Source organism: Clostridium perfringens ATCC 13124 (genome assembly GCF_000013285.1).
GTDB classification, from domain to species: Bacteria; Bacillota; Clostridia; order Clostridiales; family Clostridiaceae; genus Sarcina; species Sarcina perfringens.
The window spans coordinates 1,532,716-1,549,433 of record NC_008261.1; the positions used below are offsets into that span (position 1 = coordinate 1,532,716).

The window sequence follows — 16,718 nt, forward strand, 5'->3', positions numbered from 1 at the left end:
GATGGAGGTACTAAAATGAAGCTGACTCCGATGATGAGGCAATATTTTGAGATAAAGGAAAATTATAAGGATTGTATTCTATTTTTTAGACTTGGAGACTTCTATGAGATGTTCTTTGAGGATGCAGAAACAGCTGCAAGGGAATTAGAATTAGTTCTTACTGGAAGAGATTGTGGCTTAGAAAAAAGAGCACCTATGTGTGGAATTCCGTTTCATGCATCTAATTCATATATAGGAAGATTAGTAGCTAAGGGGTATAAGGTTGCTATTTGTGAACAAGTTGAAGATCCTAAATTTGCTAAAGGAATTGTTAAAAGAGATGTTATAAAGGTTATAACTCCTGGAACATATACAGATTCTTCTTTTGTTGAGGAAACAAAAAATAATTATATAATGACTATTTATGCAGACTTAGAGAGAAATAGATGTTCACTAGCTATAACAGATATTTCTACTGGAGATTTCTTAGCTACAGAGGGAGAATTAGAAAAGGGAGTTATTTTAGATGAAATATCTAAGTTTAATCCTAAAGAAATAATACTTTTAGATTCTTTAGATCAAGAGCTTATAAAAGATATAACATTAACTACTCCAGCTTTAATAAGTAGAAAGCCTATAGAATATTTTGAGGAAAACTTTGAGGAAGTATTAAATAATCAATTTGGAGAAAAATCAAACTCTCTAAGTTTAATGGTTAAGAAATCAAGTAATGCTTTAGTTAAATACATACTAGACACTCAAAAAATAAGCTTAACCAATATAAATGATATAGAAGTATATAGTTTGGTTGACTTTATGACTATAGATTTAAGTTCTAGAAGAAATTTAGAGCTTACAGAGAATCTAAGAGAAAAAAGCAAGAAGGGTTCTCTTCTTTGGGTATTAGATAAGACAGAAACTTCTATGGGAAGTAGAATGCTTAGAAGATGGATTGAAGAACCTCTTGTTAATAAGGAAAAGATAACTTTAAGATTAAATGCTGTAGAAGAATTATTTAATGATCTTTCTTTAAATGACTCTCTTAAGGAAGCTTTACATGATATTTATGATATAGAGAGAATATTAGGGAAAATTTCAAATAAAAATGCTAATGCTAAGGATTTAATAGCATTAAAAACATCTATAGGTAAAATTCCTAATGTAAAAGGAATTATAGAAAATTGCACTTCAAGTCTTCTAAAGAATTATCACCATAATTTAGATGACTTAAGAGATATTTATGATCTTTTAGAAAAATCTATAAAAGAAGATCCATCCCTAACATTAAAAGATGGTGATTTAATAAAAGATGGATTTAATGGTGAAATAGATGAATTAAGACTTGCTAAGACTAACGGTAAGGATTGGATATCTAGCTTAGAAAATAGAGAAAGAGAGTTTACTGGCATAAAATCTTTAAAGGTAGGATTTAATAAGGTCTTTGGTTATTATATAGAAATATCTAAGGCTAATTATAGTTCTATTCCTGAAGGAAGATATATAAGAAAGCAAACTTTAGCTAATGCAGAGAGATTTATTACTCCAGAACTTAAGGAAATAGAAGAAAAACTTTTAGGAGCTAGTGAAAAACTTTGCTCTTTAGAATATGATATTTTCCTAGATATAAGAAATGAAGTTGAAAATCATATAGATAGACTAAAAACTACTGCTAAGATAATTGCTGAGTTAGATTGTATAAGCAATTTAGCCTTTGTAGCTTTAGAAAATGATTTTATAAAACCTGAAATTAATGAAGATGGGGAAACTAAAATAGAAAATGGAAGACACCCTGTTGTTGAAAAGGTAATTCCTAAGGGAGAGTTTATTCCTAATGACACTATTATAAATAAAGATGATAATCAACTTCTTATAATAACAGGGCCTAATATGGCTGGTAAATCAACATATATGAGACAGGTAGCTATTATTACTTTAATGTGTCAAATAGGTTCCTTTGTGCCAGCTAGTAAGGCTAATATAAGTGTAGTAGATAAAATCTTTACTAGAATAGGAGCTTCTGATGATTTAGCAGGTGGTAAAAGTACATTTATGGTTGAAATGTGGGAAGTTTCTAACATTTTAAAAAATGCTACAGAAAATAGCTTGGTTCTTTTAGATGAAGTTGGAAGAGGAACGAGTACATATGATGGATTAAGTATAGCTTGGTCTGTTATAGAGTATATATGTAAAAATAAAAATTTAAGATGTAAAACTCTTTTTGCTACTCATTATCATGAGTTAACTAAATTAGAAGGAGAAATTCACGGAGTTAGAAATTATTCAGTAGCTGTGAAGGAAGTTGATAACAATATTATCTTCTTAAGAAAAATAATAGAAGGTGGAGCAGATCAATCTTATGGTATTGAGGTTGCTAAACTTGCTGGTATTCCAGATGAGGTAATAAATAGAGCTAAGGAAATCTTAGAAACTCTTGAAATGGAATCTTCAAAGGATAACTTAGATTTAGCTCTTAAAGAAGTAAATGCTTCAAAAGAAGACATAGAAGAAGCCTCTATTACAACCTCTTATGAAGTTAAAGAAACCCTAGTAGAAGAGGATAAAATTGAAATTAAAGAAGAAGTTATTTCAAAAGCTTCAGAGGCTAAAACACATAAAAAAGAAGATGATCAAATACAATTAGATTTTTCTGCCATAGGAAAAGATAATTTGATAAAAGAACTTTCAGAAGTTGATATTTTATCTTTAAATCCTATGGAGGCTATGAATAGATTATATGCTCTAGTTAAAGAAGCTAAAAATTTAATTTAGCTTATGGGAAGGAGCTGTTATAAATTTTGAATAGAATAAATATTTTAAATGCAGATACAGCAAATAAAATAGCAGCAGGAGAGGTTGTTGAAAGACCCTCTTCTGTGGTTAAAGAACTTGTAGAAAATTCATTAGATGCAGGGGCTAAAAATATAACTATAGAGATTCAAAATGGTGGAGAATCTCTTATAAAAATAATAGATGATGGCTCAGGGGTTCATCCAGAGGATGTTGAAAAAGCTTTTAATCCTCATGCTACAAGTAAAATAAAAGATACTTATGATATTTTTAGTATAAATACCCTTGGATTTAGAGGAGAAGCTTTGCCTAGTATAGCTTCTATAGCAAGGGTTGATTTTAAGAGTAAAGTATCAGACTTTGACATGGGTAAGGAATTAGTAATTAGCGGGGGAGAAAAAGAATCTTTAACGGATTGTTCTATGAATAGAGGAACTCAAATAGAAGTTAGGGATTTATTCTTTAATGTACCTGCTAGAAAGAAGTTTTTAAAGACAACGGCTAGAGAAAGTGCCTTAATAAATGACTTAGTAAACAGAATTTCACTAGCTAACCCAGATGTATCATTTAAATTATTTAATAACAATAAAAAGATTTTAAATACTTATGGCAATGGAAAATTAATAGATGTTATAAGAACTATTTATGGTAAGTCCACTGCTGAAAATTTAATATATTTTGAAGAGCATAAGGACACAGCTTCTGTTTATGGATTTATAGGAAATGATACCTTAGCAAGAGCCTCTAGAAATAATCAAAGTCTTTTTGTAAATAAGAGATATGTAAAAAATAGAAGCTTAACTGTAGCTGTGGAAAATGCCTTTAGATCCTTTAATGTTACAGGTAAGTTTCCATTCTTCGTATTATTTATAGATACTTATCCAGAGCTTATAGATGTTAACATACATCCAACAAAATCTGAAATTAAATTTAAAGATGAACGTTTTATATTCAAGGTAGTCTTTGATGCTGTTCATTCAGCTATGAGGGAATATGTAAAAGATACCTTTACTCTTCCAGAAGAAGAGGAGAAAAAATTTGAAGCTTTAAAAGAAGAAGTTATTCAGGAAAGCTTAGATGAGGAAATAAGTACCTTAGAAAAGTTAAAAGAAAATATAAATTATAAGGTAAGTGAGGATAGAAAGAAGGAAGAGATTTATTCTTATAATCCCTCTAAGGATTATGAAGCTAAAACAGAGGTTAATATTCCAGTAGATTTCTTATCAAAAGAAAATCAGGAGGAATCTTTTAGTATTAATAACTCTTTAGAAAATAATAATTTTAAAGAAGGTTCAGCTAAAAGAGAGATTTCATATGATCCTATACTTATAAAAAATGAACTTAAAGATAAAGTAAGTGAAAGTACTTCTGAATCACTTGAAAGAAGTGACTATAAATGTAATAAGAATGAATATGGAAATTCCATAGAGGAAATAATTTATAGAGAAGCAAAATTCCCTAAGCTAAGAGTTATTGGTCAATTTAATAAAACCTATATATTAGCTGAGTATGATTCTACTTTATATTTAATAGACCAACATGCAGCTCATGAGAAGATTTTATTTGAGAAGTATTCTTCAGATATAGCTAAAAAGAGGGTTGAAATTCAGCCTCTAATGATTCCACTAGTAGTAACCTTACCTACAGAGGATTATCTTTATTATGATGAAAATAAAGAGATTTTTGAAAAGGCAGGATTTAAAATAAGCGATTTTGGTGATAATTCTATAAGAATTGAAGAGGTACCATACTTTTTAGATAAATTAAATCCAACAGAGCTAATAACATCTATGATAAATAACTTGAAGAAAATGGGTACTGGAGAAACTGTAGAGGTTAAATATAATAAAATAGCATCTATGTCCTGTAGGGCGGCAGTTAAGGCTAATGATGTTTTAAGCATATTAGAAATGGAAAACTTAATAGAGGATTTAAGATACATAAATGATCCTTTCCACTGTCCACATGGACGTCCAACTATAATTAAATTTACCAGTTATGAATTAGATAAGAAGTTTAAAAGAATAACTTAAGGAGAGAGACAGTTTAAATGAATAATAATTTACTTATTATTGCTGGGCCAACAGCCGTAGGGAAAAGTGACCTTTCAGTAGATCTAGCAAAGAAGCTAAATGGTGAAATAATATCTGTTGACTCTATGCAAATATATAAATACATGGATATAGGTTCAGCTAAAATTTCTAAGGAAGAAATGGGAGGCGTCCCTCACTATTTAATAGATTTTGTTGATCCTAGTAAGGAGTTTAGTGTAGCTGAATTTAAAGACTTAGCTACAGAAAAAATTAAAGATATACAAAGTAGAGGAAAACTTCCTATATTAGTAGGAGGAACTGGACTATATATAAATTCAATCATATGCAATATGAATTTTGCAGAAAGTGATAAGGATGAAGAGTATAGAGAAGAGCTTGAAAAAATAGCTAATGAGCATGGAAATGAATATTTACATGAGATGCTAAAAGATATTGATTTAGAAAGCTATAATTCAATACATTTTAATAATAGAAAAAGAGTAATTAGGGCATTAGAAACTTATAAGTTAACTGGAAAACCATTTTCATCTTTTAAAGCTAAGAATAGTATTTATGAAACTCCATATAATATATATTATTATGTACTTAATATGGATAGAGCAAAGCTTTATGACAGAATAAACAAAAGAGTTGATATAATGTTTGAAAAAGGTCTTTTAGAAGAGGTTAAGAATCTTAAAGCCATGGGATTAACTGATGATATGCAGTCTATGAAAGGTATAGGATACAAAGAAGTTTTATATTATCTTGATGGTAAAATCTCTTTAGAACAATGCATAGAGATGATTAAGCAAGGTAGCAGAAACTATGCTAAACGTCAGCTTACTTGGTTTAGAAAGGATCCTAGAGCTATATTTATAGATAAAGATACTTTCGCCTCTGAAGAAGATATTTCTTCCAAAATTATTAATGACATAATAAATTCTTAGGTTTATAATTAAATTATATTAAAAATTTATGGAGGGCAATAGAATGAATAAGTCAATCAATAACCTACAAGATATATTCTTAAACAATGCAAGAAAGGAAAGAATTCCTGTAACAATATTTTTAGTAAATGGGGTTCAATTAAAGGGTATCGTTAAAGGGTTCGATAGCTTTACAGTAGTTTTAGATAGTGATGGAAAGCAACAATTAGTTTATAAACATGCTATAAGCACAGTATCACCAGCTAAACCTATTTTATTTAATAACGCGCAAGTTTTTGATAATTAAATATAGAAAAGAAAAATAGGTAAACCCTAGATGGTTTGCCTATTTTTTTTCTATATGATAAGATTTATAAATGTACGATATTTTAATAATGCGGGGGTATAATAATGCTTAATGCAACTATAGAATTACTAAAAAAACAATATGGTTTCACAGATGAAACTATAAAGCTTTATAATCAAGCTATAATTGATGTAGAAAATGAATTTAAAATATATGATGAAATAAGAGAATATAATCAATTAAAAGTTCTTAAGGCTTTCCAAGAGGAAAGAATTTCAGATAATCATTTTACTAATTCAACAGGATATGGTTATGGTGATATTGGAAGAGACACTTTAGATTTAGTTTATGCTAGAATCTTTAATGCTGAAAAAGCTTTAGTTAGACCACATTTTGTTAATGGAACTCATGCTTTAGGAACAGCTTTATTTGGAAACTTAAGACCTGGAGATACTATATTAGCTGTTACTGGTAGCCCTTATGATACTTTACACAGTGTAATTGGTATAAGCGGAGAAGAAAATATAGGCTCTTTAAAAGAGTACGGTGTTAATTATAAGCAAGTAGATCTTGTAGATGGAAAGATTAACATAAAAAAAGCTTTAGAAATGATTAAAGATGATGAATCAATAAAGTTAATACATATGCAAAGATCAACTGGATACGGCTTTAGAAATGCCTTCCAAGTTAAAGAATTAGGAGAAGCAATAAAAGCTATAAAAGAATTAAGAGAAGACTTAATAGTATTTGTTGATAATTGTTATGGAGAGTTTATAGACATAATAGAACCTACAGATGTTGGTGCTGATTTAATAGCAGGATCATTAATTAAAAACATAGGTGGAGGAATAGCTCCAACTGGTGGATACATAGTAGGAAAAGAAAAATATGTAGAGCAAGCATCTTATAGACTTACTGTACCTGGTATAGGAGCTGAGTGTGGATGTACATTTGGAGTGATGAAAGATTTCTACCAAGGATTATTCTTAGCTCCTCATGTTGCTATAGAAGCATTAAAAGGAGCAATATTCTGTGCTAGAATAATGGAACTTGCTGGATTTGAAGTTCTTCCTAAATATAATGACAAGAGAAGTGACATAATTCAGGCTATAAAATTCAATGATAAAGAAAAACTTATAAAATTCTGTAAGGGTGTTCAATATGCTTCGCCAATAGATTCTTTCGTTGAATGTGAACCATGGGCTATGCCAGGGTATTCAGATGAGGTTATTATGGCAGCTGGTGCCTTCATTCAAGGTTCTTCTATAGAACTTTCAGCAGATGCACCTATAAGAGAGCCATATATAGCTTATTTACAAGGTGGATTAACTTTTGACCATGCTAAAATAGGTGTATTAATAGCTTTAAATAACATTTTTAAATAATATGCTAATTTAAATTAGTAAATACAAAAATTAACATAGGCTTTTATCAAAAAATAATAAGATTTACAAAGATATTTCTTCAAAATTATTTACTTTAAATCTTATTGAAATTTATTTTGATAAAGGCCTATTTTTTATATTCTTTTTATGGAATAAATCTTTTTTATAAGATATAATTAAAATAGTTAATTAATTTAATATTACGTATTACATTTTATATATTACATATTGTATTACAAAGAAAGGTGGAAGGATATTTTGGAAGAGAGCAGAAACAAAGAATTAAAAGTAAAAAGCTTTAGGGTAACTGAAGAAACTTTCGATAAATTTAAGAAAATAGCATCTGATGAGTTTGGAAATCAAGGACAATGTTTAGATGCATTAATATCACTGTATGAATTAGAGAATTCTAAATCAACATTGATAGAAAGAAAGTTAGAAATAGAGTCTTTTCAGGATTATTTAAACAAGATAAACCAACTTTTCTTAACTTCTCTTCAAATGAGTGAGGATGCAGGAAAAAGAGCAGAAGAGGAATTTGTTAAGAAGCTTTCTATAAAGGATGTGACCATAGAGAGGCTGCAAAGAAGAGAAGAAGAACTTATAGAAAGAGATAAGGCTTTAAAAGAGGATAATAAAGCTAAAACAAAGGAGATAGAAGAGCTTAAAGAAAATATAAAAACTTTAGAAAAAGATAAAAGCACATTATCTCAATTAGTATCTAGAAACTATGATTTAATAGAAAAAAATAAAGAAGAAATAGCCTCTTTAAAATCTTTAGAATCTTTAAAGGAGGAAAATGAAGAGTTACGAAATAAGGGAGAAGAGGATAGAGCTTCTTTAAAAGAAAGAGAATCTCATATAAAATCTCTAGCATTAGAAAAAGAAGCTCTTAAAGAAAAGCTAAATTTCTATGAAGAAAAAGAGAAGTCTTATAAGGAAGAGGTAGAATCATATAAAAAGCTTGTAGAAGCTATGAGAAAGGATCATAAGAAGGAGTTAGAGTTATTAGAGACTAAATACTCTAAAATGGCAGAAAAAGAGTCTGAGAAGCTTAGAAAGGATTTTGAAAGTAGGTTAGAATTAGAGAAAAGAACCTTAGAATTAGATATAAAAACTTTAAAATATGAAAAAGAAGTTTTAGAAAGTAAGTTAAATTCATAATATATTGATTGGTGAATTGAATTAATAACTCAATTTAGATAATATAGGTGCTTTAATATTCAGTATAGATTATATAGTTGAATATTTAGCAAATAATAAGAAAATAATAAGTTTTTATATTTTTAAATAAGAAAAATGCTAGGAAATTTGTAACGCATAAAATTCCCTAGCATTTTTTCTTAATAAGCTCTATAAATTCCTACTAATTTACCTAAAATAGAGCAATCTTCAACTATTATAGGTTCATAGTTTTTGTTTTCTGGTTGTAGTCTTATAAATCCATTTTCCTTAAAAAATCTTTTTATGGTAGCTTCATTTTCTATTAGAGCTACTACAATATCACCATTTGTTGCTACGTTTTTCTGTTCTATTATTGCTAAATCTCCATCTAAGATTCCGGCTTCTATCATACTGTCTCCAGTAACTTTTAAAATAAATAAATCATTATTGTGCTTAACGTAGTTTATCGGTATTTGAAACATATCTTCTATGTTCTCTGTAGCTAAAATAGGCATACCAGCAGTAACTTTACCTACTATAGGAATATCTATTAATTCCTTTTCTTCGTTAGATAATTCTACTATTTCTAAAGCTCTTGGCTTAGTTGGATCTCTATATATTAATCCTTTTTTCTCTAATCTCTTTAAATGTCCATGAACAGTTGAAGTTGATTTCAAGCTAACTGCTTGACATATCTCTCTAACTGAAGGTGGATACCCCTTTGATTTTGTAAATTCAATTAAAAAGTTATATATTTGAGTTTGTTTATCTGAATTTTCCTTAATAATCATAGTAATTGCACCTCACGATTCTTTGGTAATATTATACCACAGTAAGGAGAGTATAGCAAACTTATGTTCTCATACCGTAACTTTCATAAAAACACTTAAAATAAGGTGATTTTTGTATTATTTTTTATGGAAAAACAACTTTTTATTTGATAAAAAAGAGTATATTTGTTATAATGAAAAGATGATTTTTAAGTAAGAGGTGACTTTATGGATAAAAAAGTATTTAACAATGATGATTATTGTGATGTATATAATGGAAAGATTTGCGATAATTGCGGTGATTGTCTAGAGATGCAAGGGATAGATACAAAAGCCATAAGAATAGCTGACATAGCAAAAGAAGTTGAAGAAAACAAGAAAATAGAAGAAACTCTTAAAAAACTTGCTGAAGAAGAACAAGAAGAAATGGAAGATGATTTAGAAGAAGAGCTTACAACAGAAACTTGGGAAGAGTATTTAGCTAAGCAAGATGAATATGAGGATGCTTTTGATCATATTGAATATCTTGAAGATATAGATTTAAACGATGATTTAACTATGGAAGAAATGACAGAAGAAGTATTTCCAGGGGTTAGAAAACTTAAAATAAAAGAAAAGTAGAAGAGTGTTTCTTATATAAAAGTGCTAAAAATACGAGGATAGAACATATGTTCTATCCTCGTATTTTCTTCATAAAATCAAGAAGTGATGCTATTTTATATTTGCTAAAGGATTAGTTTTAACTGCTTCTCTTAAAGTTTCATCATCTACATGGGTATATATTTGAGTTGTTGAAATATTTTCGTGACCTAATATATTTTGCAAGCTTCTTATATCTACATTACCATACTTATACATAAGGGTGGCGGCTGTGTGTCTAAGTTTATGTGGTGTATATTTTTGATCTTTAAACCCTGCATTTTCTATATGTTTTTTCACTAAAATTTCAACACTTCTTTTATTTATAGGTCTATATTTACTTGATAAAAATAAGTATTTTTTAGCTTCTTCAGTAGCTTTTGAATCATTTCTATTTTTCAAATAGTTTTCTATAGCTGCAATTGAAGCTTCATTTAAATAAACAGTTCTTTCTTTATTTCCTTTACCTATAATAGTTAAGGTATCTCCTTTGATTTTTTCTATTTCAATATTACAAAGTTCAGATAATCTCATTCCGCAGTTTAAAAATAAAGTTAGTATACAATAATCTCTATAATAATTTTTATTTTCTTTATCCATAGAGTTTAAAACAGTTATACTTTGATCTAAGGTTAAATAAACTGGGTGTCTTTTATTTATCTTTGGAGATTCTAATTCTACTGTAGGATTTTCATCTATTAGTTTTATTTTAGAATTTAAAAACTTAAAGAAAGATTTTAAAGTAGCAACTTTTCTAGCTCTGGCATAAGCGCTATTGTTTCTAACTTTTTCTAAAAAAGCTAAAAATGCATAGATATCAGATAAGGTTATATCCTTTATAAAATTATCACCTAAATCAGAAATTTCAACTTCTTCAATTTTTTCTAATTCAATATTATTTTCTAGACCTTTATAAACTTTTAAAAATTTAAAAAATAATCCTAAATCAACTGAGTATCCTTTTATGGTATTTACGGATTTTCCTTTTACATTTTCTAAGTAATTTAAGAATTCAATAACTCTTTTTGGATGCTTTGATTTCTCTAAAAAATCAAATTTTAATTTATTCTTTTTAAGGAATTCATCGGATTCGTTATTTTTAGAATTTAATTTTTCAACAGAATCGACACCTTTTTCTACTTCCAAAAGCTTGTCCATTCCAAGTTCTTTTAACCATCGTTTAATTATTCTTTGATTAACTTTATAGATCTCTGCCAGTTGTGTAATACTTAGATTTCTCTTGAAAATAAAAATATAAATATCTTCAATTAAATCTTCATAGTCACGCTGGATGTTTTGAGAATCGTAATAGTTATATATGTGATCAAGATTATTTAAGTCATCATTACTTAAATTTATATTCAGTAATTCTTTGATTTCTTGTGAGTATTTAAAATTTTCGAATTGATTCGCTTCATTATTCATAGTCTAAAATCCTTTCAAAGCCTTGATATGACTATATTGTAGCATATTTTATCAAAAAACACAATAACTTCGCTAAATGTATATTTAGCGAAGTTATAAATTGGGGGTATTTTAGAAATTCATATGTGTATTTCAAACAATCTGATTTAAGATTGTTTTTTAACTTTGTTTAACCTTGAAACATCTTATTTTATTAAAAATATCTTTTGATGAAAAATTATAAAGTATTTATTCTAACTAACTGTAATACAATTAGTATTACATATAAAAGTAATACGTTTTATACAGAATAATAAATATCAATATATCTTAAATATAACCAAAACCATAGTAAATATACATTATAAATAAAATAATATAGTATATTTGCTAATTTAATTACCTATATAAATTAAAGACTCTATTCTAATATCGTATTTAGATATTAGAACGCAAAAATAATGAAGATAACTTAAATTTAGCTATCTTCATTTTATTGTGTTTCCTTATAATATAAGCATATCGCAATTTTTTAATTATGATAATTCGTCTAAGTTGTTACTTTCTTTTCCATCAGGAATACTTCTTAAATAAGCTTCCCCTTTCTTTGAATGAGAAATTATTACTCCATCAATCATTCCCTCTTCTGCAAGCTTTACACCTTCAGCTTTAGAAACAGTCTTTCCACTACTTAAAACGTAATCTGTAATTTCTCCATTACTATTCTTTTTTACTTTAACTATAGAATTTGACATGATTATCACCTTCCTTTACTATTATTTTGCATACTTTTTTAAAAAATATTCCCTGTAAAAAACCATTTTTATTTGTTATAATTAAATTATAAAAGGTTTACATAATGAGAAATGAGGGGTGATTATTTTGTATTTAGAAAAAATTATTAAAGCAAAAAAAAATATAGAAGATGTAGTTATAAAAACACCTTTAATATACAGCGAGGTTTTTTCAAGGAAATCTGGAAACCAAGTGTATATGAAATGTGAAAATTTACAATTAACAGGTGCTTACAAAATAAGAGGTGCCTTAAATAAAATAAGATCCTTATCAGATGAAGACAAAGCAAAAGGGGTTGTTTGCTCTTCTGCTGGAAATCATGCTCAAGGCGTAGCTTTTGCAGCATCACAAGCTAATGTTAAATCAACTATAGTAATGCCAAAGACTACTCCTCTACTAAAAATCCAATCAACAAAGGATTTAGGAGGAAATGTTGTTTTATCAGGTTATGTTTATGATGATGCTTTTAATGAGGCTAAAAGAATTGAACAGGAACAAGGAGCCTTATTTATACACCCATTTAATGATATTGATGTAATTTGTGGACAAGGCACAGTAGCCTTAGAAATATTTGAAGATTTAAAGGATGTAGATGTTATTCTCTGCCCTATAGGTGGCGGTGGCTTAATAAGTGGAGTTACCTTAGCTGCTAAGGCCTTAAACCCTAATGTTAAAGTAATTGGAGTACAAGCAGAAGGGGCAAATGCAATGGTTAAAAGTTTTAAGGCAGGAGAAATAATTGCTTTAGACTCTGTTGATACCATTGCTGACGGAATTGCAGTAAAAAGACCTGGTGATTTAACATTTAAATTTATAAAAGAATATGTTGACGATATAATAACTGTATCAGACCATGAAATTGTTGAAGCATTCTTTACTTTAAGTGAAAAACATAAACTTCTAGCAGAAGCTTCAGGAGCTGTATCATTAGCAGCCTCTTCTAAATTAAATTTTAAAGGTAAAAATGTAGTATCAATAATAAGTGGTGGTAATATAGATATGGTTACTATAACCGCATTAATAAATAGTGCATTAGTAGCTAAGGGAAGACTTTTTGGTTTTAGTCTAGAAGTTCCTCATAAACCAGGCCAAATATTAAAAATTGCTAAAGTTCTTGCTGATACTAATGCTAATATAGTAAAACTTGAACATGATCATTTTAAAGCAACAGATGCTCTTAAGAACATGGTTATAGAAGTAACCTTAGAGACCAATGGCCACTCTCATATAGATGAAATTAAAAAAGCTTTAACAGATCAAAACTATGTAATAAAACAAATTTACTAATTTTAAAATAAAAAAAGAGGTGAAAAAATCACCTCTTTTTTTAGTAAGAAAATACTTCATCTTCTATACTCTCATCAGTATCTATATGCTCTACACTTAAGTCAACATCTTTTAAGTCTATTATTTTAGTTTTATATTTAATTTTATAATATGCAAATAATCCAAAGAATAGAGGTAATCCAATATAAGATGAAATTAATCCACCCCAGTCTACTCCATTTCTAACATCTAAGTATGCATATCCTTGACCTAAAACTATTATTCCACATAATATTAAAGCTATTATAGGCCCTAGTGGGAATAATTTAGCTTTATAAACTAATCTATTCATATCTTTACCTTGAGCTACATAAGCTTTTCTGAATCTATAATGACATATTGCGATTCCAAGCCAAGCTATAAATCCTGATAATCCTGATGCTGCTACAAGCCATACATAAACTGTATTTTCAGCATAAATACCTGTTAAGAAACATAAACTTGCAATTATTGTTGTTATTATAATAGCATTAACTGGTACTCCCCTAGAATTAGTTTTTTCAAAAATCTTAGGTGCCATTCCACTTTTAGCCATGGCATAAAGCATTCTACTTGATGCATACATACCAGAATTACCAGCTGATAAAACAGATGTAAGTATTATGGCATTCATAATGGAAGCGGCTCCAGCTAATCCTAATTTCTCAAATACTATTGTAAAGGCACTTGTTTCTACTCCAGCTTGAGCATTTGGCACTAAAGCACCTATTACTAAAATTGTTCCTAAATAAAACAATAATATTCTCCAAAATATTGTATTAACAGCCTTAGGTACATTTTTTTCAGGATCTTCACTTTCTCCAGCAGCAACCCCTACTAATTCAGTTCCTTGGAATGAGAAACCAGCTATTAAGAAAATCATGAAAATTGATTTTGCTCCTCCAATAAACGGGCCTCCATTTTCATAGAAGTTTTTGAATCCTACATTATCTCCACCTAATATTCCAAAAATCATAAGAACTCCTACGATTAAGAATATTATAACAGTAGCAACTTTTACAGCTGCAAACCAAAACTCTGATTCTCCATAAGCTTTGGCAGATAATAAATTAAGAGTTAATATAATTACTAAGAATAATGCGCTCCAAACTATTGCTGGAACATTAGGAAACCAAAACTTCATTAATAAAGAACCTGCAACCATTTCTGCTGCTATTGTTATAGCCCAGTTATACCAGTAATTCCATCCTAAAGCAAATCCTAAAGCAGGATCAACAAATTTTGTTGCATAAGCTCCAAAGGAACCTGTTTCTGGCATATATGTTGCCATCTCCCCTAAGCTTGTACACAAGAAATATACCATTACTCCTATAATTCCGTAAGCTACAAAAGCTCCTCCTACACCGGCTTGATGAAGTGTATCTCCCATGGCTAAGAAAATACCAGTTCCTATGGCACCACCCATGGCAATCATACTAAGATGTCTTGATTTCAAGCCTCTTTTTAGATTAGTATTTTGTTCTTGACTCATTTTTTTAGTCCTCCTTATGGTTTTAATAATTAAGCCATAAGTGATAACTAAGTTTTCGCTAACAAAAGAAACCCTTAAGCGTGTTTCATGCTTAAGGGTTCGTAAAGTTATATACAATACTCTTCTTTCATGATAGCACACCACAAAATAATTTGTGACAGTGTTACATATATTTTATGCAACCCCAACCTAATAGAATTAAAGCCTCTTCTAATGGTTTCGGCGATTCATCCTTTCACTTTGCTTCAACGTGCTTACCTCTGCAAAGATACTATTAATCATCGCGCCTCTATCTCAGTTATTCACTTTATATTAACAATTATGAGATTAAATTTGCAAAATGTCAATATTTTTTTATTGATAAATAAAAATTATAAATAAAAATTACTGAACAATTTATAAAATAATTTAGATTTTATTGTTGACTTTAAATCCTAACTATAGTAATATGTACTCATACAAAAAACATGTGTATTCAATAAGAATACAAAAGGGGGCTATTATGAAAAATTTATCCTTAATAAAAAGAATATTTGTTGCAATTATTTTAGGAATACTTATTGGGCTAGGATGTTCCTATATTAATTTAGATATACCTATTAGAATATTAATGACCTTTAATAGCATATTTGGGAATTTACTAAGTTTCTTAATCCCACTTATAATAGTTGGGTTTATAGTTCCTGGTATAGCATCCTTAGGAAATAAATCAGGAAAGGGACTTTTCATAACTACTTTAATTTCATATGCTTCAACATTTTTAATAGGAATACTTACTTTCTTTATAGGACGCGCAGTACTTCCTAAATTTATAGTAAGTGCTTCTCTAAGCACTGGATCAGTAAATGTTGATCCTTATTTTACAATTGATATTCCTCCAATGTTTGGTGTTATGTCAGCTTTAGTTTTTGCATTTTTATTAGGAATAGGAATATCAAGAATAAAAAATAGTTACTTATTAAAAGTATCAGAAGAATTTAATCACGTTATTTCATTAACTATAAAAAATGTGTTAATACCTTTAGTACCTATTTACATACTTTCAATATTTTCAAAGTTAAGTTATAATGGTGAGATTTTTACTACTTTAAAGTCTTTTGGACTTGTGTACTTAGTTTTATTTTCAATACAAGGATCTTATTTAGTGGTTCAATATGCTTTAGCTGGAACTTTAAAGAAAGAAAATCCATTAAAATTACTTAAAAATATGATTCCTGCATATATGACAGCTTTGGGAACTCAATCATCAGCAGCTACAATCCCAGTTACTTTAAACTGTACTAAGGAAAATAAAGTTGATCAAGATGTAGCAGATTTTGTTATTCCTTTAGGAGCAACAATAAATTTAGCAGGTGATACTATTACTTTAGTTCTTGCATCAATGGCTGTAATGTATATGAAAGGACAAGTTCCAACTTTCTCTGTTATGGTTCCATTTATAGTTATGTTAGGAGTAACTATGGTAGCAGCACCAGGGGTACCAGGTGGCGGAGTTATGGCTGCTTTAGGATTACTTGAAGGTATGCTTGGATTTGGTAATGTTGAAAAATCCTTAATGATAGCACTTCATGCTGCTCAAGATAGTTTTGGAACAGCAACTAATGTAACTGGAGATGGGGCTATAGCTATAATAGTAGAATCAATCTTAAAGAAAAGAAATAATACTAACATTAAAATTGAAGAGGCTGAAGAAGACTTTATTCCAAAGGTTAGTTGTAATTAAAAAAAT

Annotated in this window: 13 protein-coding genes and 1 riboswitch; of the genes, 9 read left to right on the plus strand and 4 right to left on the minus strand. The window is 28.8% G+C overall.

What is annotated here, in order from left to right:
- Window positions 1–15: 15 nt before the first annotated feature.
- The 6 genes from mutS to CPF_RS06650 all read left to right on the plus strand — a co-directional run bounded on the left by mutS (window position 16) and on the right by CPF_RS06650 (window position 8,584).
- Window positions 16–2,748, plus strand: a complete 2,733-nt coding sequence (gene mutS / locus CPF_RS06625) for a DNA mismatch repair protein MutS (RefSeq protein ID WP_011590676.1) — start codon at window positions 16–18, stop codon at window positions 2,746–2,748.
- A 26-nt stretch (window positions 2,749–2,774) separates the two neighbouring features.
- Window positions 2,775–4,799, plus strand: coding sequence for a DNA mismatch repair endonuclease MutL (gene mutL / locus CPF_RS06630; protein ID WP_011590677.1), 2,025 nt, complete (start codon window positions 2,775–2,777; stop codon window positions 4,797–4,799).
- Between the two features lie 17 nt (window positions 4,800–4,816).
- A complete protein-coding gene (miaA, locus tag CPF_RS06635; RefSeq protein WP_003469969.1) occupies window positions 4,817–5,749 on the plus strand; it encodes a tRNA (adenosine(37)-N6)-dimethylallyltransferase MiaA in 933 nt (310 codons plus the stop codon).
- Between the two features lie 43 nt (window positions 5,750–5,792).
- Window positions 5,793–6,035, plus strand: coding sequence for an RNA chaperone Hfq (gene hfq, locus CPF_RS06640; protein WP_003460455.1), 243 nt, complete (start codon window positions 5,793–5,795; stop codon window positions 6,033–6,035).
- A 104-nt stretch (window positions 6,036–6,139) separates the two neighbouring features.
- A complete protein-coding gene (locus CPF_RS06645) occupies window positions 6,140–7,420 on the plus strand; it encodes an aminotransferase class I/II-fold pyridoxal phosphate-dependent enzyme (protein WP_003469951.1) in 1,281 nt (426 codons plus the stop codon).
- A gap of 258 nt (window positions 7,421–7,678) precedes the next feature.
- Window positions 7,679–8,584, plus strand: a complete 906-nt coding sequence (locus CPF_RS06650; RefSeq protein ID WP_003469966.1) for a hypothetical protein — start codon at window positions 7,679–7,681, stop codon at window positions 8,582–8,584.
- 179 nt (window positions 8,585–8,763) lie between these two features.
- On the opposite strand, the gene lexA is transcribed toward CPF_RS06650, so the two are convergent.
- Window positions 8,764–9,375, minus strand: coding sequence for a transcriptional repressor LexA (lexA, locus tag CPF_RS06655; RefSeq protein ID WP_003452542.1), 612 nt, complete (start codon window positions 9,373–9,375; stop codon window positions 8,764–8,766).
- A gap of 207 nt (window positions 9,376–9,582) precedes the next feature.
- Here lexA and CPF_RS06660 point away from each other — a divergent pair, with 207 nt between their 5' ends.
- Window positions 9,583–9,975 carry a hypothetical protein gene (locus CPF_RS06660; protein WP_003477798.1) on the plus strand — a complete coding sequence of 131 codons (393 nt, stop codon included), beginning with the start codon at window positions 9,583–9,585 and terminating at the stop codon, window positions 9,973–9,975.
- Window positions 9,976–10,065: 90 nt separating this feature from the next.
- Here CPF_RS06660 and CPF_RS06665 read toward each other — a convergent pair whose 3' ends face one another.
- Both CPF_RS06665 and CPF_RS06670 read right to left on the minus strand, forming a co-directional pair.
- Complete coding sequence (locus tag CPF_RS06665; protein WP_049752159.1) at window positions 10,066–11,010, minus strand: tyrosine recombinase XerC; 945 nt, start codon at window positions 11,008–11,010, stop codon at window positions 10,066–10,068.
- A 923-nt stretch (window positions 11,011–11,933) separates the two neighbouring features.
- Window positions 11,934–12,152: a DUF3892 domain-containing protein gene (locus tag CPF_RS06670; protein ID WP_011590679.1), complete on the minus strand. Its 219-nt coding sequence runs from the start codon at window positions 12,150–12,152 to the stop codon at window positions 11,934–11,936.
- Between the two features lie 127 nt (window positions 12,153–12,279).
- Between CPF_RS06670 and ilvA the strand changes: the two genes are divergently transcribed.
- Complete coding sequence (ilvA, locus tag CPF_RS06675) at window positions 12,280–13,479, plus strand: threonine ammonia-lyase (RefSeq protein WP_003460673.1); 1,200 nt, start codon at window positions 12,280–12,282, stop codon at window positions 13,477–13,479.
- Window positions 13,480–13,519: 40 nt separating this feature from the next.
- Here the strand turns inward: ilvA and CPF_RS06680 are convergent, their stop codons facing one another.
- Window positions 13,520–14,989 carry an amino acid permease gene (locus CPF_RS06680; RefSeq protein WP_003460660.1) on the minus strand — a complete coding sequence of 490 codons (1,470 nt, stop codon included), beginning with the start codon at window positions 14,987–14,989 and terminating at the stop codon, window positions 13,520–13,522.
- Window positions 14,990–15,114: 125 nt separating this feature from the next.
- Window positions 15,115–15,289: riboswitch (Lysine riboswitch) on the minus strand.
- A 202-nt stretch (window positions 15,290–15,491) separates the two neighbouring features.
- Here CPF_RS06680 and CPF_RS06685 point away from each other — a divergent pair.
- Window positions 15,492–16,712, plus strand: a complete 1,221-nt coding sequence (locus CPF_RS06685) for a dicarboxylate/amino acid:cation symporter (protein WP_011590681.1) — start codon at window positions 15,492–15,494, stop codon at window positions 16,710–16,712.
- Window positions 16,713–16,718 lie beyond the last annotated feature (6 nt).